This window comes from Parasphingomonas puruogangriensis (assembly GCF_036663635.1).
GTDB lineage: Bacteria > Pseudomonadota > Alphaproteobacteria > Sphingomonadales > Sphingomonadaceae > Sphingomonas.
The window spans coordinates 181,163-201,879 of the sequence record NZ_JAXOJI010000004.1 but is presented as its reverse complement, the minus strand read 5'-3'; the positions used below and the strand labels follow the sequence as shown (position 1 = coordinate 201,879).

The following is a 20,717-nucleotide window of genomic DNA, read 5'->3' as shown; positions in this document are numbered from 1 at the left end:
CCGTCGCTTCGCTCCTCCCTCCCTCTCCCGAAGGGAGAGGGAATTTAGGCCCGCCGCACCTTCTTCGCCCAATCCCGCAAGCCAAACCGCTCCACGCCACGCTTGCCCAACGCAATGGTCCGATCGAACCCGCCCAGCGCCAGCAGCGCCAGTCGGTTGGCAATGCTCGCCCGCAGCAACAAGACATCGACGCAGGCCGCCCCGCCGGTCGAGAATTGCCGTTTGTGCTGCCCCTCCCCCTCGGTAAAATCGAACCGCAGCAGCCCGGGCTCGGCATAGAGGTCGCGCAGCGCCTCCATCTGCAGCACGCTACCGGGCGACAATTCGTCGAACGCCGGATTATGGCCGAGATATTCGTAAACCACGGTACCCGCGTGGATTGGGCAATACAGATAGGCCGCGGGCGCGCCCGCTATGTACAGCAGCCAGCCACGCGCCGCATCCGCCGCGGCCAGCGCCCCCATCTGGCGCAGGAAATCGGCATCGTCGGGCAGCCCTGCGTCGAGCAATTTCTCCTGATAGGTCAGCACCGAAATGTGCCGCGCGATCGCGTGGAACGCGGTCATCTCGTCCGGCGTGCGAAAGCGCCGCACATCGAGCGTGCCGCCCGACGCTGCGGCCAGCTTCTTGGCCTTGCGCTTCAGCGACGATCGCGTGTTGGACGACATCGTCGCAAGATAGGCGTCATACCCGATCGTCAGATCGGCATAATAACGCGTGTAGCGCTGCCGCACGAAGGCGATCATTCCCGCCTGGGCGATCGACGACGCCTGCGCCTCCGGTAACGACGTGATCGCATAGCCATGCGCCGCCGGCTCCAGCGGCGGCAGCACGGGCAGGCGCCCGTCGATCACGTCGGCAAGATCCAGCGGCACGCGCACCAATCGCCGCGGGATCGAGGCCAGGGTGCGCGCGCCGATCCGGAAACTCAGCGGCAATGGCACGGCGGTCATGCCGCGCGCTCCTCCACCAGGTTCGACCAGGCCTGTTCGACATAGCGCCAGCCGGTGCGCAGCGTGTTCGGCGCAAGCGGCGCATCGTGCTGGCCCAAGGCCAGATCGGCCTGCGCGAATGGCACCGTCGGCAGCGTATCGCGGCGCGCCGCGAGCATCGTGCAGAGCGCCTCGAAACGCCGCACATGCACATTGTTGCGCCGCGTCCCCGCCCGGTTGGCGAGCTCGAAACTGTGGCTGACGATCGTCACTGCGGCGTGATGGTTGGCCGCCGCATGATCGAGCGCCGCCGCCATCTCGCCGCCCGAGAGGGCGCAAATCTGAAAATTGCGCGATCGCCCAGGTCGATCGTGAATCAACGTTACGGGCACTTCGATCACACCCTGATGGCGGATCGGCGCGATCTGCGTGATCGGCAGGTCGATCGCGCTCGGCCAGGGATGTTCGGCGCCGTTATGGCTGCTGTCATAGGTGAAGCCGAGCGTCGCCAGCGCCCGCAATGTGGCGTCGTTGGCGCCATAGCTGCCGGCGCGGAACGCCAGCGGCATCGGCGCGCCGGCCGCGACAAGCAGATCGCGCGCCTGGGCGATCAGCTCGCGCTGCTCATCCTCGTTATAGTCGATCAGCTCGTATTTGCCGTGCGCCGCGCCGCCATCGCCCGCCACCGCGCCGACCCAATTGGGATGGACGTGCAATTGCACCTCCTGCCCCGCCGCGAGGATCGCCCCGACCAGCCGCTGCATCGGTTCGATCCCGAACAGCAAGGCAGGCAGCGGATCGACAAAGAAACAGGCCTTCAGCCGATGCTTGGCGAGGGTGGCAAGCTGATAGGCGATGCCCACCCCGGCCGGCTCGATCGAGCGCGCGAACAGCGCGTCGACATCCAGCCGCGCCATATGATGCCGCCAGCCCAGCTCGGTATCGACGGTGAGGAATACGGGAGCCATGGCCGTTGGGATAGCATGGTGAGGTGAACAATTCGGCAATAACGATGCGGTCGTTACGGCACGATGCCCCAGCGTGCATATTCCTGGTCGATCGCCGGCATGATAAGACGGGCCGCCGCTAAGTCTGCATCGCCGGCCGCGTTGTCTCCCTTGCGTCGGCGGATCACCCCTCGCAGGTACAGGCTGCCTTCCTGATTAGGGCTGAGATTCAGCGCCGCCTCAACATCGGTCAGTGCGTCGTCGATCCGCCCCAAACGGAAATAGACCAGTGCGCGGCTGTCAAACGCGCCAGCCGGGCTCTCGCCCAACTCGATGGAGCGTGTGCAATCCTTAAGCGCGGTATCCAGCGCAAGCTTGTTGATCGCCTTGCTCCAGCAGCGCGCGTTAAGCAGCATCGGATTGGACGGTTTCTGCTTCACTGCCAAGTCGATTGCGGCCACGGCCTCGGCGCCGCGGCCGGCATAGGACAACACTTGCCCCTTCGATTCGAGATAGCTTGCCATATCCTGCCCGCCGGCGGCGATGCGTTCGTCAAGCAGCGCCAGCGCCTCGACGGTCTTGCCCGCGCGCACGCGTGCATCAGCAAGCCGTCGTACCGTCTCGAGAGCACCGGAATCCAGCCCGAATGCAGTTTCCGCATCGACCAGCGCCTTCTGATAGTCGCCAATCGCATCGTAGAGCCGGGAACGCTTGAGGTAATGATCCAATTGCGGCTCGATCGCGATTGCGCGATCCAGATCGGCAATCGCACCACGCTGATCATACGTTCCGGCGCGAAATGCGGCGCGGTTCTGATAGCCCAGCATCTCCTTGGGTTCGCTGGCGATTGCTTTAGCGTACGCTGCCTCGACGACCTGCAACCGGCCCGCGCGACGCGATGCCTGCACGACCTGCCAGCGCGGCGGATAGTTTTCCGGCGCCATCACCCGAACCAACCTTGTCTTAGCCAGAGCCAACCGGGCGCGCGTTGAGCCAATCTCACCGGGGGCGATCTCAGTGCCCATTGCGTCGCCGCGCTCAACCAGCCGGACCACGCCATCCGTCAGCGTTGCCGTCCGCTGCAACCTCGCGCCGGCCACTATTTCGGAGAGTCTAGTATCTCCATCCAACGTAAAACCGGTCGTTTCCATGGGCAGTCTGAGCGTTGTTGAAAATTCAATACTGCCGCCGCCACGGGTCGCCACGGGAATGTCATGCCAGGCCGGCCGGGTGCGATCAGGACTGAATTCCAGACTGGATACAATGTGATCGAGCATGCGGCTATTTCGCTGCTCTGCAAAGCTCCAGCCGCCCATCATAATGCCCGACGCGGTGATAACGGCGGTGCCCGCCTTAGCGTCTTGCGTGATGGTCTCATCAATGGGCTGCGCCTCGCTGCCAATCATCGACTGAACCATGCCTGACAGCATCTCGCCGCGCTCCTTGGCCGGCAGTTGCCCAGCGGCGGTGGCCAATTGCGTCGCCATCGGCCCGCGCACGGTCAGCACCGCGCGATATGGCGCGGGAATGCCCAGCCCGGCACGCTGATCGATGTCGAGAGCGACCGCCATATCGACGCGGCCCGCGGGCTTGCGCGGCACCGCCATCAGCGCGGCCCCGGTATCCCGCAACGGCAAGACCCATAGAAACGGTGGCGCGTCGTCCAGATCGGCGAGCCGCGCACCCTGCGCAGTACCGTCCAGCCATAGCGACCGGTCGTCGATCGTCGCGCGCACCAGTACGTGATCAAACGCCGCGGGCATCGGCAGGCGCTTCGGCAGCAAATCGCCCAATTCAGTGTGTGCGGTCACCGCCTCGGCCTTGATGCCCAGATCGTGGAGCAATGCCAGCAGCAGCAATGTCTTGGCCTTGCAGTCGCCGTAGCGCAGGTTCCATGTCTGCGCCGGCGCTTGCGGGGTGTAATTACCGCCGTTCATACCCTGGAATAGGTAGCGCACCTCGCCCTGCACCAATTGCAGCGCCGCGGCGGCGCGTGCGCGCGGATCAGCGCTCGCTTTGGCGATACGCCCGACTTCCGCAGCGAGCGGACTGCCGGGCGCGATCGTCCCGTCGGTGCGATAGAGTGGCGCCATGACTTTGGACACCGCCGGCCAGTCGGCAAAGCTGCCGGCATCGAGCAGCGAGAGACCCCGCACCCGCAACGGGGCGTCTGCGGGCAGGTCGGCCGGCTTGGCAAGCGGCAGCGGCAGCTCGATCTCGCGATAGCCGCCAACGTCCTTCGCCGTCGCTTCTACGCCCGGAAGATAGGTGCGATACATGATCGGCGTCGCCGACTTCCACAATAGCCGCGCGCGGCCGAAACCGATGCGCGCCGGCGCGGCCGGTAGCGGCACGAGCGTCTGAACCCCGCCCTGCAACGCCGGATCTGTCGTCGTAACTGAATAGGTGATGCGCAGCACATCACCGATGCGCAGGCCTTCCGCCGCCAGCGTCGCGGTGAGCACGCCATTCATTTCTAGCATCTCGAGCTGCGATTCGCGGCGCAGCACGGTGAAGCGAGTGGGGTTGTTGAGCAGGTCGATTTCGTCCGCGTCACGCTGGATCACCGCGCGGTGAATCGTGAGATCACCCTCCTCCGGTTGCCATTGCAATTGCACCGTGCCCGCACCGCTCAGCACATCGGCCGAGGCGATGCGCGTCGCCGTGTCCATATAGGCCCAGAGCTGGCCGTCCTGCAGCCGCTGTTGCTGATCGAAGATCAACGCGATCGGCGCGTCCTCGCCGTCCTTCGGCTTGGCGATCGGCGGCGCCGGCTTCACCCAGGCCGGGACGGGCGCATAAAGCGGCTTGTCGCCGGCATGCGCGGCGCTGCCGACCACCACGAGCGTGGTGAAGAAAATAGCCCGAAACATGCACTTACCCCCGTAAATAGGAGGTCAGTCTAGCGCGGGGCCGGTGGGTAGCAACCGCAATCGTCCGCCAGAGCCCCGTCATCCTGAACACGCTTCAGGATCCATCGTGCCTCACGTCCGATCGCCACCGCGGCGCGATGGATCCTGACTTCCGTCAGGATGGCGAAATTGGGGCAAGCCTCACCGCCCGTGATAGAAATCATACACTTGCTGCGCCACCGCGGCCGACACGCCGGGGGCCTGCTGCAGGTCCGCCAGGCTGGCATTGCGCACCGCGCGCCCGGTGCCGAAATGCATCAGCAGCGCCTTTTTCCGCGCCGGCCCGATGCCCGGCACTTCATCCAGCGGGCTCGCCCCGATCGCCTTCGAACGCTTGTCGCGATGCGCCCCGATCACGAACCGATGCACCTCGTCCCGCAAGCGCTGCAGATAGAACAAAACCGGCGCATTCACCGGCAACTGGAACTCGCGCCCGTCGAGCATGTGGAACACCTCGCGCCCATCGCGGCCGTGCATCGGCCCCTTGGCGATGCCGACCAGGCACACATCCTCGATGCCCATTTCCTCGAGCACGGCCTTGCACGCGTTCAATTGCCCGCGCCCGCCATCGATCAGCACCAGATCCGGCCAGTCGCCGGCATCGCGATCGGGATCCTCGGCCTGCGCGCGCGCGAACCGCCGCTGGAAGACTTCGCGCATCATGCCGAAATCGTCGTTGGTCTGCGCTTCCTTGATGTTGAACTTGCGATACTGGCCCTTGCGGAACCCCTCCGACCCGGCGACGACCATCGCGCCGACTGCCGCGCTGCCCTGGATATGGCTGTTGTCATACACCTCGATCCGATCGGGCGGTTCGGCCAGATCGAACAGATCGGCCACTTCGCGCAGCAATTTCGCCTGCGTCGTGCTTTCCGCCAGTCGCCGCTCCAGCGCTTCGACCGCGTTGCGCTGCGCCTGTTCCATCAGCCGCTTGCGCGTCCCCCGCTGCGGTACCGACAGCCCGACCTTGTAGCCGACCGCCCCGCCCAGGGCCTCGCCGAGCAACTCCGCCTCGGGCAGGTCGCGATCGACGAAGATCGCCTTGGGCGGCGGCACTTCCTCGTAGAATTGCATCAGGAAACTGGTCAGCACTTCCTCCTCGCCGACCTCGTTGGTGTGTTGCGGGAAGAAGCTGCGATGGCCCCAATTCTGCCCGCCGCGGATGAAGAAGGCCTGGATGCCCATCACGCCGTTGCTGCAGGCGAGCGCAAAGATGTCGGCATCGCCGACGCCCTCGGCATTGATCGCTTGGCTACCCTGGATGAAGGTCAGAGCGCGCAGCCGATCGCGCAGGATCGCGGCAAGCTCGAAATCCATGTTGGCGGCGGCCGCCTCCATCTGCCCGCCGAGCTTGGCCTGCACCTGGGTCGATTTGCCGCCTAGGAACGCCTTGGCGTCGTTGTTCAGTTCGGCATAATCGTCCTTGGAGATGCGGCCGACGCACGGCGCCGAGCAGCGCTTGATCTGGTACAGCAGGCATGGCCGATCGCGTGTCTTGAAGAAGCCGTCGGTGCAGCTGCGCAACAGGAACAGTTTCTGCAGCGCGTTGAGCGTGTTGTTGACCGATCCGGCGCTGGCGAACGGGCCGTAATAATCGCCCTTCGCGCGCCGAGCGCCGCGATGCTTCTGGATGCGCGGGAAATCGTGATCGCTGCGCAGCAGGATGAACGGGAAGCTCTTATCGTCGCGCAGCAGCACGTTATACGGCGGGCGGTAGCGCTTGATCAGCTGCGCCTCGAGCAGCAGCGCCTCGGCCTCGTTATTGGTCGTGACGATGGTCATGCTGCGGGTCTGCGCGATCATCCGCTGCAGCCGCTTGGACAGACGATCGACCTGCGTATAATTGGTCACGCGGTTTTTCAACGCGCGCGCCTTGCCGACATACAGCACGTCGCCGCGGGCATCCTGCATGCGGTACACGCCGGGCCGCGTCGGCAGCGTGGCCAGCACGTTGCGGATCGCCGCGACGCCGGCATCCAGATCGGGCGCATCGCTGCCGCGGACAGCGAAGGTGGATTTCTCTTCGTTGAAACGGTCGGGGGCATTGGGCGAGGACATGCGGGGGATTTAGGGACTCAGCGACCGACAAACCAGCCGTTGCGTGCCCTGCCTCCGTTTACGTAATCCCCCCCGTTCTCCCGCGAAAGCGGGAGCCCAGGGTTCCAAGCGCCGTCGCCTGTGGCTCTGGCCCCCCGCTTTCGCGGGGGAACGGTGAGTAAGGTTACTTGATCGCCGCCAGGTCCGCGGCGGTCTTGGCCAGCATGTCGGCGGTGATCGCGCCGCCAGCCATCGGGGCAACCTGGTTGAGCGACATCGTCTTGACCTGCTCGAACATGGCATGTGTCGAGACGCCCGGCATGTCCTTGTCCAGCACCGCCTTGGCGGCAGGATCGGCAACGATGGTTTCGAGCGGGGTATCGAGCGAGAACTTTGCGGCCGGCGCGGCGGGCGCGGTCGGGACCGGGGCTGGCGTTGCGGTCTGCGCCGAAGCGATGGCGGGCAGCAGCAGAGCGGCAGCGAGAACGACGAATTTCATGGGGCAGGCTCTCCAAATCGGTGGCGCGAGTCGCCAACGAAAGAGCCTTAGCGCGATTTCATTTCAATTCGAAATGCGCTGGATCAAGCGGTTCGCGCAAAGGAAGCGCTCACTGCTACGCTGTACGACCCCGGCGAACGCCGGGGCCCAGTCGGGAAGGTTGGAGTAAACCGGGCGCAACGCGCGACACCCGAGGTCTCGCCACTGGACCCTGGCGTCCGCCGGGGTGGTACTTCACGAAATACCAGCGCGGGTCCTAGTTCAGCCGCCCCAACCCGGCGATCGTGCGATCGACGATCGGCTTGTCCGCCGCCGCATCATGGCGTTCGGCGATGATCGACGCCGCCGCGCGCGCCGCTGCCTCGGCCGCATGCGCGCGAACCTCGGCGATGGCGAGACGTTCCGCCGCGCCGATCTTGTCCTCGGCCATCTTGCTGCGCCGCGCGACCAGTTCCGCGGCATGTGCCTCGGCTTCACTGATCAACGTCGCCGCTTCCGCTTCGGCATGCGCGACGATCGCCGCGGCATCGCCAGCGCTGGCTGCATCGCGCGCCTTGGCCGCAGCGAGCAACGCCTCGGCCTCGGCACGCAGCGCTGCCGCTTCGTCCAGATCGTGCCGGATCGTGGCAATCTTGGCATCCAGCATCCGCCCGATCAGCGCCGGGACTTTCTGCCACAGCATGATCAGTATGACGACGAGCATCGACAGCGCGACGAAGCCCGGCGCCGAAATGCCGAACGCGGTCGGCATATGGTGCAGTTCGGCCACGCCGGTTTCCGCGACCGCTTCCACTGCGTGTCCCTCAGCCATGCGCGCGTTCCGCCCTTACTTTCTGCTCGATCGTCGCCCGATCCACCGCCACGCCCGATAGCTTGGCGACAATATCCTGCGCCGCATCGACCGTTGCGGTTTCGATCTCCGCCGCGGCCGCAACCTTGGCGTTATCGATCCGTGCCGTCGCCGCGGCGATCCGGTCATGCGCTTGCGCATCACCGATCTTCAGCGTCGCCTCGGTCGTGGCCAACGCCCGTTCCTTGGCCGCACCGACCGTTTTCAACGATTGCGCACGGGCCGTCTCGAGCCCGCTCTGGTAAGCGGTCTCCAGCCCGTGTGCGGTATCGTTGGCGGTTTGCGCCGCAAGCAGGTCGCCCGAGACGCGAGCGGCACGATCTTCGATCGTGCGCTCGATCTTAGGCACCATCGCCTTCCCGATCCCGAAATAGATCAGCGCGAACACGATCGCGAGCCAGAACAGCTGCGATGCGTAAATCTCACCGATCTGGGAAATCTGTGGCATGGCGATACTTCCTTCGGTGTCGCTGGTCTTAGCGAACGACGAAGAGGATGAGGATCGCGACGACGAACGCGATCAGGCCAAGCAGCTCGGCACCGGCGAAGCCGATGAACAGGCGGCCCTGCTGGCCGTCAGCAGCGCTCGGGTTGCGCAGCGCGCCTTCGAGATACTTTGCGAACACGTTGCCCACGCCGAGCGACGCGATGCCGCAACCGATCGCTGCCAGGCCGGCACCGAGATACATTGCACCAAGATCAGTCATGTCAAAACTCCTACGGAAATCAGATGGGTAATTAGAAACGTATCGAACCGGGCGACTAGTGTAGGTGCACCGCGTCGTGAAGGTACAGCGACGTGAGCAGCGCGAACACATAGGCCTGGATCGCGCAGACCAGCAGCTCGAGCGCGCTGACCCCGACGATCATCACGAAGCTCAGGATCGAGACCATCCAGCCGAGCGGACCGCCGCTGGAGAAGCCCTGCACCACGAAGCTGCCGAACACTTCGAGCAGGATATGGCCCGCGGTCATCGCCACGAACAGTCGCAGCGCGAGGCTGAACGGACGGACCATGAACGACAGGAGCTCGACCGGCGGGATCAGCCACAACAGCCACCACGGCGTGCCGTGCGGCACGAACAGGCTGAAGAATTTCAGCCCGTGCTTGGCGAAACCGACGATCAGCACGATGGCGAACGACAAGAACGCCAGCACTGCGGTAACGGTGATATGGCTGGTCACTGCGAAGGTGTGGAAACCGGGCAGGATCGCCAGCGGCATCACGCCGATCAGGTTGGCAAACAGGATGAAGAAGAACAGTGAGAAGATATACGGCGCGAACTTCTTGCCGCCGGCGCCGATATTCACATTGACCATGTTGTCGATGAAGCTGACCGCGCCTTCGGCCATGACCTGCCAGCGGCCCGGGATCAGCTCGCGCTTCATGCCACCGACCATGAACACGGCGAGCAGCACGAACACCACGACCATGAACAAGGCCGAATTCGTGAAGGATACGTCATAGCCGAACAATTCCATGTGGCGGCCCAGCACGGGCTCCACCAGGAACTGTTCCATCGGATCGATTTTGCCGGCGCTCACTCTGCGCGCTCCTTCGAAATCTTCATGATGTTCACGAACGCGCCGATGATGGCGAGCGTGAGGACGATCAGCAGGCCCCAGGGCGACGTATCGAACCAATGGTCGATCGCCCAGCCGATGATGCCGCCGCCGAGCAACCCGCCGAGCAGCAGCGAGAGCACGCGGCCGCCCTGCGAATAGCCCTTGCCGGCCTGCTTGGCCTCGCCGCCACGCGCCTGTTCCCCGTCGCGCGCTTTCGCGATGCGGCTGGTCAGATCGTCGGTATGGCGATTGTCGGACAAGTGCGAATAGGACCTAATAAGAAAACGCCGCCACACCATGGGTGCAGCGACGAGGGATGTGGGAGCGACGCCCCCGTTGCGCGGCCCGTTTAGGAAAGGGGTTGCGGCAAGTCAACTCTAGTGACCCGCCCCCGCGCCCACCTCCCAGCGTCATCCCGGACTTGGTCCGGGATCCAGGGTGCCGCAGGCGCAGCGCTTGAGCTTCCGGCCCATTCCCCAGCCGCCCGTTGGATCCCGGACCAAGTCCGGGATGACGAATGGCGCGCGAATCACCTCAAATGCAGGCGTCGCTCCGCGTTGGTGGTGCCGAGGTGCGCGTCGCCCACGCCCCGCTCGGCAGGCGATACTTTTCGCCTGGCACGGTCTGCGCGATCAGATTGCAGCCGAACGTCACTGCCTGGTCGTTGATCGTCACGCCGGCGGCGGCCGCCTTCGCGGCATAGGTCGCCTTGCGCTGGATGTTGATCTTGTCGACGATGGCCTGGATCGCCGGGCCGCCGCTGACCACGCCAAGATAGCCGTTGGGCTGCTCGCCGACCTGCCCGGCCGCGCGCGCCGCGGCATAGGCCGGATCGCGCTGCGCCACTGCGGCGGTGGACATCACAGCCAGCGCCAGCGCGCCGGCCATCCAAAATCTGCCCTGCTTGGTCATCAGAAAATCCCCGGATTCGCTTTGATGGTCGATTTCGCCTCACCATCGAGACGATATACGACTTCCTGCTTCACGTTGATATTGAGATTGATCTCGATCGGCTTGTCCGGCGCGCTGACATTAACGCATCCCGTATTCGCTCCGATCGCGGTCGCTCCCAGCGCTAACGCGAGGCTTCGTCTCCACATCACTGGCGTTGTCATGGCACGGTCTCGCTTTCTTGAGGCTGAACGGGTTTGGCGGGCGGTTTCGCCTGGCGATCGCGCTCTTCGATCAGCGCGGGCAGATTGCGTTCGACCAGCCGGCTGGGATCGTAGAACGATCGCGCCGAATCGAACAGGCCGCGGAACGGGGCCTTGATGCGGACATTGAACACCAAGGGCAGCCGCTGCAGCCGATCGAACAAGAAGTTGCGTTTGGTCCCTTCGCCCTGGCTGACCCCGGCAAAGCGCACCTCGGTGACCATCTCGCCCGAGAGCGGCCCGTTCATCACCAGATCGAGGCTGCGATAGCGCAGGGATTTGAGCGCCTGGAAGGCGTAATTACCCCAAAAGCCGAGATTCTCCTTCGAGACCTCGCCGAGATAGGCGATCGTCCCGCCACCCGGACGCACCGTCAGCCGCCCGTTATCGACCCGCCCGCCGGTGGCATCGAAGATCATCGGCAATTGTCCGTCAAACACGCCGGTGGCGTTGAGATTGCCGAATTCGAATTGCGAGAGCAATTTCGCCGCTTCCATGCCGGTCACGGTCAGCGTCATGCGCCGTTCCTGCGCGGCGGAAAAATCAAGCAAGGTCGGCTCCAGCACCAGCGATCCGCCAGCGAACGGCCAGCGCCCCTCCTCCACCCGCACCCGTGCCTCGGGCAAGGTCTGGTAGCGGATCACGCCGTCGGTCACGACGATGCCGGTGTTGATATTCTTGATCGTCGCGATCTGGCCAGGCGCGCTCTGCAACGCGAGCAGATCGGTGAAGCGGATTTCGGTTGCGATGCCCGATACCGGCCCGAGCGCCGCGGCGAGATCCATATTGCCGGTGCGGAACAGGCCGTCGCTGGTCACGGCTTGCGGGGTCCAGCGGATATGTCCCTCGCCAGCCACCGTGCCGACGACATTGGCGATCACGCCGACGGTCAGCCGGGTGAGATCGTCGGGCTGCAATCCCTTGTCGGCAAAGGTCAAGCCAGGAACGGTCAGATCGGCCGTGCCGCTGCCTTTCGAGAGATCGTGGACCATATCGACATTGGCGACCGTCGCGGTCTTGCCTGGGGTCAGCAGCTTGCCCTGCGCGGTGATCCGCCCGTTCGCGAGTCTGAGTGTCACGCCCTCGGCCGGCAGCGCGTTGAAGCGGGGTTCCGCTGCGGCGTCGCTGACCGTCATGGCGCCGTCCGCCTCAAGCACGCCGCCCTTGAAGCCCCAGGTGCCCGCCGCCGCCGACAGGATCAGCGGGACATTGCCGATCTGCCCGCCGCCACCGGCAAAGCTGCCGGCCATCGTGCCGCCACCCATCTTGCCGTCGAGCGCGCCAAAATCGAGCCGCGTCACACGTTCGGGCGAGCCCAGCCGCACCGCCACGCCGGTTAGCCCAAAGCCCATATCCGACAACCGCACCTGCGCGCCGCTGGCCGCCAGCGTCAGCGGCGAACTGCCCAACGCCCCCGCGAGCCGCGGCGCGGCGATCGTCGCCCCGCCGCTCAGCCGCGATCCATCGATGCTGACCAGCGCGCCGCTGATCGGGCATAAGCGCAGGCTGGCCGGCCGCAACACCAGCCCGGACACCGCCAGCCGTTGGAAAGCCAGCGCAGTACAATCGGGATTGATCGCCACGCGCCCACGCCCGTTCCAGATCCCGTCGAGCGGCACGTCCAGCCCATCCACGCGCCCGTCACCGAGCGGCCCCGACAAGGTGACACGGGTGGCAAAGCGGCTATTGCCGCCCGGCGTCGCGCTGAAGCGCAGCGGCGTGAAGGCCAGGCTCGCGCCGCCCGCCGCATAAGGTTGCAGCAGCCGCGCCACGCCGGTGACCGGCGTACCGGGTGCCGCCTGCGCCAGCGTCACCTGCGCCGCCGGAAATCCGCCGCCGCGCATCGAAAGCGCGCCCGCCAGTTGCAGCGCGCCGCTCCGCAGATCGTAACGCACATCGCCGTTGGTCAGCGCCGCCTCCAGCCCCGACGCCGACTGAAGTCGCACCGCACGGATCCGTACCGGCCCATCGCTGCTCGCCGAAAACTGCGCTGAACCATCAAGTGACCGCCCCGCCGCCAGGCCGGCCTGCGCCACTGCCGCCATGAGTGGCCCAAGCGGGGTCCCCGCCCCGCCTGCACCGAGCCGCGCGAGCGCCGCCAGCCGCTGCGGCGACAGCGCCACCCCGGTCCAGTCGAGCGCCCCGTTGTCCAGCGCCAACCGCGTGCCGACAACAAAGTCGCCGGCAAGGCCCAGTCGCCGACCCGACGCTTCGGCGCTGACGAAGCGGCCGCTATCGAGTTTCACGCTGCCCTTAGTCGCCGCTGCCGTGCCAGTGAACGACACTTGCCCCGCGACCGAATCGGTTCGCGCCAAGGGATGCCACACCGCCTGCGTGGCGAAGCGCGCCGCGCCGGTCCAGCGATCGAGCCCTGCGCCCAGCGCGAGGTCGAGATCCGCCGCAACGCCGGCCACGCTTGTGGTGCCGCAGTTCATCAAGGCCGCGCGCGCCGGGCCCTTGAACGACGGCGCCGCCTTGGCCACGCCGATCTTCATCGCCATGCCGACGCCCCGCGCCACGCAGCCACCGATCGTCAGGCGATCCGACACCGCCGCCAACGTCCCGGCAAATCCATCATCGAGCTTGCCCCGCCCGCTGAGCTTGAGCCCCACCAGCCCCTGCGGCGTCTCCAGCCGCATCCGCGCATCACTCACATCGATGTTCAGCGCCGGCAGCGCAAATGGCTTGCCGCTCGACGCGGGCATCAATTTGTCGAGCGCGCCGAGCGACAATGTCCCGTCTACCAGCCGCCCACGCACCCGCACCGCGCCGGCGCGCACCCGATCCACGCTCGCGCCGGAAAAGCCGATATCGGTAGAAAGCTCGATCCAGTCCGCCACCAGATCGGGCCGCGCGGGATCGCCGATCACCACGTTGGTCAGCCGCTGCCGCCCGAAGCCGAGATCGGCAATATCATAGGTCGCGGGCACGCCCTTGCCGGCGAGATAGCGGTTCACATAACCGGCGGCGATCGGCTTGCGCTGCGTCCACAGCACGATCAGCAGGGCAAGCAGCAGCAGCGCGACGACGCCGATGATGCGCGCGCCGCGCCCTAGCTGCGGGATCCGGCGGCGGCGCGGGCGTGCTTCAAGCTCGTCGTCCGCCGTCACGCCGTCACATACTCCCTCGGGCCAGCCGCCCGGCCGCCAGCATAGGGGCCACGCCGCGTCATGCAATTGCACGAACGCGGCGGCTTGCTAATCTGCTGCACGATGAGCGACCTCGAGCCCGACTCAACCGGCCACCGCGCCCGCCTGCGCCAGCGCTTGGTCGATGGCGGCGGCGAGGCGTTGCTCGATCACGAACTGATCGAATATCTGCTCGCGCTGGCCATTCCGCGCCGCGACACCAAGCCGCTGGCCAAGGCCCTGCTCAAGGAATTCGGCGGCATTGGCGGGCTGCTCACTGCCGAGCCCGAGGCGCTCGCGCGCGTTGCCGGCATGGGCGAAACCTCGGTTGCGGCGTTGAAGATCGCCCACGCCGCCGCGATCCGTCTGGTCAAGGCCGAGGTAGCCGACCGGCCGATCCTGGCCAATTGGCAGGCCCTGCTCGATTATCTCCGCGCCGATATGGCGCATGACGGGATCGAGCGCTTCCGCGTGCTGCATCTCAACACCAAGAACATGCTGATCCGCGACGAGGTGATGAGCAAGGGCTCGATCGACCAGGCGGCCGTCTATATCCGCGAGGTCATTCGCCGCGCGATCGAGATCGGCTCGGCCGCGGTAATCCTGGTGCATAACCACCCCAGCGGCGATCCCGCCCCCAGCCGCGCCGATATCGACATCACCCGCAGCATCGCCGAGGCCGGCAAGCGGCTGAACATCGCGGTGCACGATCACATCATCATCGGCAGCAGCGGGCATGCGAGCTTGAGGGCGTTGGGACTGATTTAAGGAGGCGCCCCTCTTCATCTTTACTACCCCGGCGAACGCCGGGGCCCAGTTGAGGAACAGCCGGGAACGGGCGTTCCGCGCGTTACCTAACCTTCGCGACTGGGCCCCGGCTGTTCGCCGGGTGGTGGCTATGCTTGGAAGCAAAAAAGCCGCCGCACCCACGGGTGCGCCGGCCAGTTCAGGGGATTTCACTCAAGTCGCGCGATTACCCGGCCTGCGCCAGGAACCCGGTCAGCTCGGCTTTCGACACCGCCTTGTTCTTGTCCTTGTCGGCATTCGCAAAGGCCTGGCCGATCCACGTCTTGGTCGCCGCGCTTTCGGCCTTGGTGGTGGGATCGCTCGCCGTCTTCAGCGCGACCATCCAGGCACCGAATTCGGCTGCGCTCAGCTTGCCGTTGCTGTCTTTGTCATAGGTGCCGAACTCGGTGTTGACCACCGCGGCGACCTGCTCTTCCTTGGTCGCCGGGGCGGCCGCCGTGGCGGTTTCGACCGGCGATTGCGCCGCGCTCGCAGGATCGGCGATCGGCGCCGTCTGCGGCTGGCTGGCCGGCACGGCAGTAGTCGCCATCGACGGCTGCGCAGCCGGGTCGGTCGGTGCCGGTTGCGCGCCAGATACCGGGGCCTGCGCAGCTGGCGCCGTCTGGGTCTGCGCCAGTACCGGGGCCGAAATCATCATGGCGCCGGCAAGAAGAAGATATTTGGTCATGTTCTCTCTCCGTATAGCAACTATATCGGAGCTTCGGAGATGCTGTCGGCATCCGCCAGTCAAGCTCCCGCAATAAACCGTTACGGTGGCGATTGGTTCATGAGCGTGGCATTTGGCGGCTCGGCTCGTCCCTGCTAACCCCCGCCCCATCCCGACTCCGACAGTCCCGCGCGACGAACCGCGCCAAGCTACGAAGGCACGCCCCATGGTCCCCCGTTATTCCCGACCCGACATGACCGCGATCTGGACGCCGGAAAACCGCTTCCGCATCTGGTTCGAGATCGAAGCACACGCGACGGACGCGCTCGCCGAACTGGGCGTCGTGCCCAAGGAAGCCGCCGCGGCCTTGTGGGCATGGTGGAACACCAACCCCACGATCGACGTGGCCGCGATCGACGCGATCGAAGCGGTGACCAAGCATGACGTGATCGCCTTCCTCACCTGGGTGGCCGACAATGTCGGTGATCAGGCGCGCTTCATGCACCAGGGCATGACCAGCTCGGACGTGCTCGACACCGCGCTCGCCGTGCAACTGGCCCAGGCCAGCGACCTGCTCATCGCCGATATCGACGCGCTGCTAGTGGTGCTCGAACGCCGCGCCCGCGAACACAAGATGACGCCGACGATCGGCCGCAGCCACGGCATCCATGCCGAGCCGGTCACTTTTGGCCTCAAGATGGCCCAAGCCCATGCCGAATTCGCCCGCAACCGCGCCCGCCTCGTCGCGGCACGCGCGGATGTCGCGACCTGCGCGATCTCCGGCGCGGTCGGCACCTTCGCCAATATCGATCCGGTGGTCGAAGCGCATGTCGCGGAGAAACTGGGTCTCAGCATCGAGCCGGTCTCGACCCAGGTGATCCCGCGCGATCGCCATGCCATGTTCTTCGCCACGCTCGGCGTAATCGCCAGTTCCATCGAGCGCCTGGCCACCGAAGTGCGCCATCTGCAGCGCACCGAAGTGCTCGAAGCCGAGGAATATTTCTCGCCCGGCCAGAAGGGCTCCAGTGCCATGCCGCACAAGCGCAATCCGGTGCTGACCGAAAACCTCACCGGCCTCGCCCGCATGGTGCGCGGCTATGTCACGCCGGCGCTGGAAAATGTCGCTCTGTGGCATGAGCGGGATATCTCGCACTCCTCGGTCGAGCGCTATATCGGCCCCGACGCCACGATCACGCTCGATTTCGCGCTGCAGCGCCTCACCGGCGTGATGGACAAGCTGGTCGTCTATCCGGCGCGGATGGAGAAGAACCTCAACAAGATGGGCGGGCTGGTCCATTCGCAGCGCGTGCTGCTCGCGCTGACCCAGGCGGGCGTCAGCCGCGAGGATTCGTATCGCCTAGTCCAGCGCAACGCCATGCAGGTGTGGGAAAGCGATGGCGAACTTTCGCTGCTCGAACTGCTCAAGGCCGATCCGGAAGTCACCGCCGCGCTGTCGCCGGAGGAGATCGAATCGAAGTTCGATCTCGGCTATCACCTCAAGCACGTCGACACGATCTTCGCGCGGGTGTTTGGGAGCTAAAACAATCCTCCCCGGCACGGGGAGGTGGCAGCCGAAGGCTGACGGAGGGGGTGAGCCGGCAACGCAACGGCCGCGTTGCCGGCCCGCCCCCTCCACCGTTCGCGTGAAGAACGCGAACGGTCTCCCTCCCCGTTCCGGGGAGGATACGATTGCAGAATCTGCACACGCGATGACTTGTTACAAAATTGCGACAAGACGCAACAATCTATAAATAGGTCCGTGCCGGCATTTTCCGGCACGGAGACCTCACCATGCGTAAGTTTGAAGTCGTGGTCAGCGCCATGCTGGCCGTCGCGACGCAAGCGCTGGTGGTCGGGGCGATTTTCGCCGCCTGATCCATCGGCCAAGCCCGCCCCCTGCGATGGGGGCGGACAAGGCCGCGGATCACGAGATTTTAGATATCAAAAAAGCACCTTCCCCGGCGAAGGCCGGGGCCCAGTCGGGAAGGCTGAGGTAACCGAGCGCGGCGCCCGTTACCTTCTACGCCACGACTGGGCCCCGGCCTCCGCCGGGGTGGCGGCTCGGATGGGATAAGCCCAGCGCCCTCACCCCAGCGCGCTCTTCACCTTCTTGAAAAAGCCGGTCGTCTGCGGGTTGCACTCGCCATTTTCGGTCGCGCGGAACTGTTCAAGCAATTCCTTCTGCTTGGCGTTGAGCTTGGTCGGCGTCTCCACCTCGATCCGCACCACCAGATCGCCCCGCCCGCGCCCCTGCAGCACCGGCATGCCGGCACCGCGCTGGCGCAGCTCACGGCCGCTTTGCGTGCCGGCCGGAATCTTGATCGTGTGGAGTTCGCCGTCCGCACCGGGAATGCTGATCTCGCCGCCGAGCGACGCGGTAGTGAAGCTGATCGGCGCCCGCGCATACAACGTGGTGCCCTCGCGCTCGAAGATCGCGTGGCGCTGAACGTGCAGGAAAATGTACAGATCCCCCGGTGGTGCGCCCCGTGCGCCCGCCTCGCCTTCGCCGGTCAGGCGCACGCGCGTGCCCTCGTCGACGCCGGGCGGAATGTTGACGGTCAGCGTCTTGGTCTTTTCGGTGCGGCCCTCGCCATGGCAGGTGCGGCACGGATCGGCGATCACCTGGCCCTGGCCGTGGCAGGTCGGGCAGGTGCGCTCGACCACGAAGAAGCCCTGCTGCGCACGGACCTTGCCATGCCCGGCGCAGGTCGCGCAGGATTTGACGCTGGTGCCCGGTGTCGCGCCGCTGCCGTCGCACGTGTCGCACACTGCCGACACGTCGACCGTCACTTCGGTCGATTTCCCGCGAAACGCATCTTCCAGCGTGATTTCCATGTCGTAGCGCAGATCCGCGCCACGCCGGGGACCGCGCTGGGCGCCGCGCTGCCCGCCCATGAATTCGCCGAAGATGTTTTCGAAGATGTCGCTGAAGCCGCCGAAATCCTGCGCGCCGCCGCCCCCGCCACCGCCGCCATTGCGGAACGCCTCATGGCCGAACCGGTCATAGGCTGCGCGCTTCTGCGGGTCCTTCAGGCAGTCATAGGCTTCGCTGACCGCCTTGAACTTGGCTTCGCTATCCTTGCAGCCAGCATTCTTGTCGGGATGGAATTTCATCGCGAGCTTGCGATACGACGATTTGATCGTCGCATCGTCGGCGGTCCGCTCGACTTCGAGCAGTTCGTAAAAATCGACTTCGGTGGTCATTCTTGGCCCCCGCATCCAAAATCGTCACCCCAGCGAAAGCTGGGGTCTCGTGCGGCAAGGGCGCTCCCTTGCCGCTTGAGATGCCAGCTTTCGCTGGCATGACGAAAATGGTGCACTGTTTTACGCTTTGTTGCTGTCGTCGACTTCCGAGAATTCGGCGTCGACCACGTCTTCCTTCGGCGCTTCGGCGTCGTCGGCCGCAGGAGACGCCTGCTCCTGCGCCTGCTTCTCGTAGATCGCCTGGCCAAGCTTCATCGCCACCTGGCCCAAAGCCTCCGACTTGGTCTTCATGTCCTCGGGGTCGCCACCCTCGACCGCAGTCTTGGTCTCGGCGATCGCCGTCTCGATCTCGCCCTTCAGCGATGCATCGACCTTGTCGCCATGCTCGGCGAGCTGACGCTCGGTCGAGTGGATCAGGCTCTCGGCATTGTTCTTGGCTTCGGCTGCGGCACGACGCTTCTTGTCGTCCTCGGCGAACTGCTCGGCGTCGCGGACCATCTGGTCGATGTCCTTGTCGCTCAGGCCACCCGAAGCCTGGATGCGGATCTGCTGCTCCTTGCCAGTGCCCTTGTCCTTGGCCGACACGTTGACCAAGCCGTTGGCGTCGATGTCGAACGTGACCTCGATCTGCGGCACGCCGCGCGGCGCCGGCGGAATGCCGACCAGGTCGAACTGGCCGAGCATCTTATTGTCGGCGGCCATTTCGCGCTCGCCCTGGAACACGCGGATCGTCACCGCGCCCTGATTGTCGTCGGCGGTCGAATAGGTCTGGCTCTTCTTGGTCGGGATGGTCGTGTTGCGATCGATCATGCGTGTGAACACGCCACCCAGCGTCTCGATGCCGAGCGACAGCGGAGTCACGTCGAGCAGCAGCACGTCCTTGACGTCGCCCTGCAGCACGCCGGCCTGGATCGCCGCACCCATGGCCACGACCTCATCCGGGTTGACGCCCGAATGCGGCTCCTTGCCGAAGAAGTCCTTCACCACCTGGCGCACCTTGGGCATGCGGGTCATGCCGCCGACGAGCACGACTTCGTCGATCGCCGTGGCGCTCAGGCCCGCATCCTTGATCGCCTTGCGGCACGGCTCGAGCGTGCGCTGGATCAGGTCCTCGACCAGCCGCTCCAGATCGGCGCGGGTGATCGTCTTGACGAGATGCTTCGGCCCGTTCTGGTCGGCGGTGATGAACGGCAGGTTCACTTCCGTCGTCGCGGCCGAGCTGAGCTCGATCTTGGCCTTCTCGGCGCCTTCCTTGAGGCGCTGCAGGGCGAGCTTGTCCTTGGTCAGGTCGATGCCTTCGGCCTTCTTGAAGTCGTCGGCCAGGAAACGCAGGATCTTGTCGTCGAAATCCTCGCCGCCCAGGAACGTATCGCCGTTGGTCGCCTTCACTTCGAACACGCCGTCACCGATCTCGAGGATCGAGATGTCGAACGTACCGCCACCCAGATCGTACACCGCGATGGTCTTGTTGGTGTCCTTGTCGAGGCCGTACGCCAGCGCCGCCGCGGTCGGCTCGTTGATGATGCGCAGCACTTCGAGGCCGGCGATCTGGCCGGCATCCTTCGTCGCCTGGCGCTGTGCATCGTTGAAATAGGCGGGCACGGTGATCACGGCCTGCGTGACAGTCTCGCCGAGATAGGCCTCGGCGGTTTCCTTCATCTTCTGCAGCGTGAACGCGCTGATCTGCGACGGCGAATAATCCTTGCCGCCGGCTTCGACCCACGCATCGCCATTCTGGCCCTTGACGATCTTGTAGGGCACCAGCTCGGTGTCCTTCTTGGTCACGGGATCGTCGAAGCGGCGGCCGATCAGGCGCTTCACCGCGAAGATGGTGTTTTCCGGATTGGTCACCGCCTGGCGCTTGGCCGGCTGGCCGACCAGCCGCTCGCCATCCTTGGCGAAGGCGACGATCGACGGCGTGGTGCGCGCGCCTTCCACATTCTCGATTACCTTGGGCTTGCCGCCCTCCATCACCGAAACGCAGGAATTGGTCGTGCCGAGATCGATACCGATTACTTTAGCCATGGTCCTGGTA

At 65.4% G+C, this 20,717-nt stretch carries 18 protein-coding genes; 2 read left to right on the top strand and 16 right to left on the bottom strand.

Annotation, left to right across the window (positions count from 1 at the left end):
- Window positions 1-44: 44 nt before the first annotated feature.
- The 13 genes from U1739_RS12060 to U1739_RS12000 all read right to left on the bottom strand — a co-directional run bounded on the left by U1739_RS12060 (window position 45) and on the right by U1739_RS12000 (window position 14,007).
- The gene (locus U1739_RS12060) at window positions 45-953 is read right to left on the bottom strand and encodes a GNAT family N-acetyltransferase (RefSeq protein ID WP_332708341.1); all 909 of its coding nucleotides are present in this window, start codon (window positions 951-953) and stop codon (window positions 45-47) included.
- Complete coding sequence (locus tag U1739_RS12055; protein ID WP_332708339.1) at window positions 950-1,900, bottom strand: polysaccharide deacetylase family protein; 951 nt, start codon at window positions 1,898-1,900, stop codon at window positions 950-952. Before U1739_RS12055 ends, U1739_RS12060 begins: the two co-directional genes overlap by 4 nt.
- A 53-nt stretch (window positions 1,901-1,953) precedes the next feature.
- Window positions 1,954-4,752 (bottom strand): DUF3857 domain-containing protein, encoded by a 2,799-nt coding sequence (locus tag U1739_RS12050; protein WP_332708337.1) that lies wholly within the window; start codon window positions 4,750-4,752, stop codon window positions 1,954-1,956.
- A gap of 180 nt (window positions 4,753-4,932) precedes the next feature.
- The gene (gene uvrC, locus U1739_RS12045) at window positions 4,933-6,849 is read right to left on the bottom strand and encodes an excinuclease ABC subunit UvrC (protein ID WP_332708335.1); all 1,917 of its coding nucleotides are present in this window, start codon (window positions 6,847-6,849) and stop codon (window positions 4,933-4,935) included.
- A gap of 163 nt (window positions 6,850-7,012) precedes the next feature.
- The gene (locus tag U1739_RS12040) at window positions 7,013-7,327 is read right to left on the bottom strand and encodes a hypothetical protein (protein ID WP_332708333.1); all 315 of its coding nucleotides are present in this window, start codon (window positions 7,325-7,327) and stop codon (window positions 7,013-7,015) included.
- A 256-nt stretch (window positions 7,328-7,583) separates the two neighbouring features.
- A complete protein-coding gene (locus U1739_RS12035; RefSeq protein WP_332708331.1) occupies window positions 7,584-8,138 on the bottom strand; it encodes a F0F1 ATP synthase subunit B family protein in 555 nt (184 codons plus the stop codon).
- Complete coding sequence (locus U1739_RS12030) at window positions 8,131-8,625, bottom strand: F0F1 ATP synthase subunit B family protein (RefSeq protein WP_332708329.1); 495 nt, start codon at window positions 8,623-8,625, stop codon at window positions 8,131-8,133. The genes U1739_RS12035 and U1739_RS12030 overlap by 8 nt, the downstream gene beginning before the upstream one ends.
- A gap of 28 nt (window positions 8,626-8,653) precedes the next feature.
- The gene (locus tag U1739_RS12025; RefSeq protein WP_260600460.1) at window positions 8,654-8,866 is read right to left on the bottom strand and encodes a F0F1 ATP synthase subunit C; all 213 of its coding nucleotides are present in this window, start codon (window positions 8,864-8,866) and stop codon (window positions 8,654-8,656) included.
- 73 nt (window positions 8,867-8,939) lie between these two features.
- Window positions 8,940-9,698: a F0F1 ATP synthase subunit A gene (locus tag U1739_RS12020; RefSeq protein WP_503647079.1), complete on the bottom strand. Its 759-nt coding sequence runs from the start codon at window positions 9,696-9,698 to the stop codon at window positions 8,940-8,942.
- A 20-nt stretch (window positions 9,699-9,718) separates the two neighbouring features.
- Window positions 9,719-10,003: an AtpZ/AtpI family protein gene (locus tag U1739_RS12015; RefSeq protein WP_332708325.1), complete on the bottom strand. Its 285-nt coding sequence runs from the start codon at window positions 10,001-10,003 to the stop codon at window positions 9,719-9,721.
- 274 nt (window positions 10,004-10,277) lie between these two features.
- Window positions 10,278-10,655, bottom strand: a complete 378-nt coding sequence (locus U1739_RS12010) for a DUF1318 domain-containing protein (RefSeq protein ID WP_332708323.1) — start codon at window positions 10,653-10,655, stop codon at window positions 10,278-10,280.
- Window positions 10,655-10,858: a YnbE family lipoprotein gene (locus tag U1739_RS12005; RefSeq protein WP_443025546.1), complete on the bottom strand. Its 204-nt coding sequence runs from the start codon at window positions 10,856-10,858 to the stop codon at window positions 10,655-10,657. Before U1739_RS12005 ends, U1739_RS12010 begins: the two co-directional genes overlap by 1 nt.
- A complete protein-coding gene (locus U1739_RS12000; protein WP_332708321.1) occupies window positions 10,855-14,007 on the bottom strand; it encodes an intermembrane phospholipid transport YdbH family protein in 3,153 nt (1,050 codons plus the stop codon). The genes U1739_RS12005 and U1739_RS12000 overlap by 4 nt, the downstream gene beginning before the upstream one ends.
- A gap of 60 nt (window positions 14,008-14,067) precedes the next feature.
- Here U1739_RS12000 and radC point away from each other — a divergent pair, with 60 nt between their 5' ends.
- A complete protein-coding gene (gene radC / locus U1739_RS11995) occupies window positions 14,068-14,793 on the top strand; it encodes a RadC family protein (RefSeq protein ID WP_443025545.1) in 726 nt (241 codons plus the stop codon).
- Window positions 14,794-14,998: 205 nt separating this feature from the next.
- Here radC and U1739_RS11990 read toward each other — a convergent pair whose 3' ends face one another.
- On the bottom strand, window positions 14,999-15,499 hold the full coding sequence (locus U1739_RS11990; RefSeq protein WP_332708319.1) for an EF-hand domain-containing protein: 501 nt from the start codon (window positions 15,497-15,499) through the stop codon (window positions 14,999-15,001).
- A 205-nt stretch (window positions 15,500-15,704) separates the two neighbouring features.
- On the opposite strand from U1739_RS11990, the gene purB reads away from it, so the two are divergent.
- A complete protein-coding gene (purB, locus tag U1739_RS11985; protein ID WP_332708317.1) occupies window positions 15,705-17,018 on the top strand; it encodes an adenylosuccinate lyase in 1,314 nt (437 codons plus the stop codon).
- A gap of 545 nt (window positions 17,019-17,563) precedes the next feature.
- Here the strand turns inward: purB and dnaJ are convergent.
- Both dnaJ and dnaK read right to left on the bottom strand, forming a co-directional pair.
- On the bottom strand, window positions 17,564-18,682 hold the full coding sequence (gene dnaJ, locus U1739_RS11980; protein WP_332708315.1) for a molecular chaperone DnaJ: 1,119 nt from the start codon (window positions 18,680-18,682) through the stop codon (window positions 17,564-17,566).
- 120 nt (window positions 18,683-18,802) lie between these two features.
- Window positions 18,803-20,707 carry a molecular chaperone DnaK gene (gene dnaK / locus U1739_RS11975; RefSeq protein ID WP_332708313.1) on the bottom strand — a complete coding sequence of 635 codons (1,905 nt, stop codon included), beginning with the start codon at window positions 20,705-20,707 and terminating at the stop codon, window positions 18,803-18,805.
- Window positions 20,708-20,717: the final 10 nt, after the last annotated feature.

What these genes read in the sequence shown, in the direction of transcription:
- U1739_RS12060 (WP_332708341.1), bottom strand. Translation starts at nt 953, where the DNA reads ATGACCGCCGTGCCATTGCCGCTGAGTTTCCGGATCGGCGCGCGCACC.
- U1739_RS12055 (WP_332708339.1), bottom strand. Translation starts at nt 1,900, where the DNA reads ATGGCTCCCGTATTCCTCACCGTCGATACCGAGCTGGGCTGGCGGCAT.
- U1739_RS12050 (WP_332708337.1), bottom strand. Translation starts at nt 4,752, where the DNA reads ATGTTTCGGGCTATTTTCTTCACCACGCTCGTGGTGGTCGGCAGCGCC.
- uvrC (WP_332708335.1), bottom strand. Translation starts at nt 6,849, where the DNA reads ATGTCCTCGCCCAATGCCCCCGACCGTTTCAACGAAGAGAAATCCACC.
- U1739_RS12040 (WP_332708333.1), bottom strand. Translation starts at nt 7,327, where the DNA reads ATGAAATTCGTCGTTCTCGCTGCCGCTCTGCTGCTGCCCGCCATCGCT.
- U1739_RS12035 (WP_332708331.1), bottom strand. Translation starts at nt 8,138, where the DNA reads ATGGCTGAGGGACACGCAGTGGAAGCGGTCGCGGAAACCGGCGTGGCC.
- U1739_RS12030 (WP_332708329.1), bottom strand. Translation starts at nt 8,625, where the DNA reads ATGCCACAGATTTCCCAGATCGGTGAGATTTACGCATCGCAGCTGTTC.
- U1739_RS12025 (WP_260600460.1), bottom strand. Translation starts at nt 8,866, where the DNA reads ATGTATCTCGGTGCCGGCCTGGCAGCGATCGGTTGCGGCATCGCGTCG.
- U1739_RS12020 (WP_503647079.1), bottom strand. Translation starts at nt 9,698, where the DNA reads ATGGAACAGTTCCTGGTGGAGCCCGTGCTGGGCCGCCACATGGAATTG.
- U1739_RS12010 (WP_332708323.1), bottom strand. Translation starts at nt 10,655, where the DNA reads ATGACCAAGCAGGGCAGATTTTGGATGGCCGGCGCGCTGGCGCTGGCT.
- U1739_RS12005 (WP_443025546.1), bottom strand. Translation starts at nt 10,858, where the DNA reads ATGACAACGCCAGTGATGTGGAGACGAAGCCTCGCGTTAGCGCTGGGA.
- radC (WP_443025545.1), top strand. Translation starts at nt 14,068, where the DNA reads ATGCAATTGCACGAACGCGGCGGCTTGCTAATCTGCTGCACGATGAGC.
- U1739_RS11990 (WP_332708319.1), bottom strand. Translation starts at nt 15,499, where the DNA reads ATGACCAAATATCTTCTTCTTGCCGGCGCCATGATGATTTCGGCCCCG.
- purB (WP_332708317.1), top strand. Translation starts at nt 15,705, where the DNA reads ATGGTCCCCCGTTATTCCCGACCCGACATGACCGCGATCTGGACGCCG.
- dnaJ (WP_332708315.1), bottom strand. Translation starts at nt 18,682, where the DNA reads ATGACCACCGAAGTCGATTTTTACGAACTGCTCGAAGTCGAGCGGACC.
- dnaK (WP_332708313.1), bottom strand. Translation starts at nt 20,707, where the DNA reads ATGGCTAAAGTAATCGGTATCGATCTCGGCACGACCAATTCCTGCGTT.